General features: G+C 60.0%; 1 protein-coding gene. It reads right to left on the bottom strand.

Translation table 11 applies throughout. The annotated features are described in order from the left end of the window. The coding region (locus AC1D1M_RS31325; RefSeq protein WP_477778677.1) for an oxidoreductase at positions 1–1,324 on the bottom strand (1,324 nt) is incomplete at its 3' end. Between the last annotated feature and the right edge of the window lie 25 nt (positions 1,325–1,349).

Below are 1,349 nucleotides of genomic sequence, written 5' to 3'. Positions count from 1 at the left end.
AATCAATGATGCTGATCATCTCGCGACGACGCTCGCTCAGCGCAGTCAGACGAATTTGCCCACCGGGTTGGTCAGCCGCTTCAAGCACCGTCACGTCATGGCCGCGCTCACCGGCGACCCGCGCCGCTTCCAGTCCAGCAGGGCCGGTACCGACCACCAGCACCTTGCGCTTGACAGCGGCTTTGGGAATGTCATGAGGCATGGTGGTTTCCCGCCCCGTCGCTGCGTTGTGGATGCAGTAGGCCGCACCTCCCTGGTAGATGCGATCCAGACAATAGTTGGCGCCCACGCAAGGACGAATGTCTTCTTCGCGCTTCTCGATGATCTTGCGCACGATGTGCGGATCGGTCATGTGCGCGCGAGTCATGCCCACCATGTCCACTTTGCCCGAGGCGATCGCGTAGCGCGCTGTGGCCACGTCGGGAATCTTCGCAGCGTGGAAGGTCGGAAAGCCTGTCGACGAGCGAATCTCGCCAGCGAAGTCGAGATGGGGCGAGTTGCGCATACCCTGAATCGGGATGACATCGGTCAGCCCTGCATCTGTATCGATGTGACCACGCACGACGTTCAGGAAGTCGACCAGTCCGCTGTCCTTGAGCATGTGAGAAACCTGCATGCCCTCGCTGGCAGTGAAGCCACCGGGCAATTCTTCATCACCGGTGTAACGAACTCCCAGCAGAAAATCTTCGCCTACCCGCTGGCGGATGCCACGCAGGATGTCGAAGGTAAAGCGCATGCGGTTTTCCAGCGAGCCACCGTAAGGGCCGTCGAGGTCATTGGTCAACGGCGACCAGAACTGGTCCATCAAATGCCCGTAGGCCTGAAGCTCCAGACCATCGAGACCTGCCGCCTTCATGCGCTCCGCGGCGTCTACATAGTCCTTGATGATCCGCTCAATGTCCCATTCCTCCATTTTCTTCGGGAAGGAGCGGTGCGACGCCTCGCGGCGGTGTGACGGCGACACCACCGGTAACCAATCGGCCTTGTCCCAGCGGGTACGGCGGCCCAAGTGGGTCAACTGGATCATCACTGCCGCGCCATGTTCGTGGCATTCATCGGTCAGGTCCTTCAACCATCCAACTACTTCGTCCTTGTAGGCGAGCACATTGTTGAACACCGGCGGGCTGTCTCGGGATACGGCAGCGGAACCGGCAGTCATGGTCAGGGCGACACCGGCTTTTGCACGCTCCACGTGATAGGCGCGGTAGAGATCCTTGGGCATGCCGTCCACAGGGTAGGCCGGTTCATGGGAGGTGGTCATGATCCGGTTTCTGAGGGTCAGATTCTTGATTTTATAGGGTTGCAGCAAGGGATCGCTGGACATCGTGGTGCGCTCCAAAGTGGGCTTC

This window comes from Pseudomonas sp. P1_F7, from assembly GCF_056405655.1.
The sequence above is the reverse complement of the archived record's forward strand: the minus strand, read 5'-3'. Positions and strand labels throughout refer to the sequence as shown.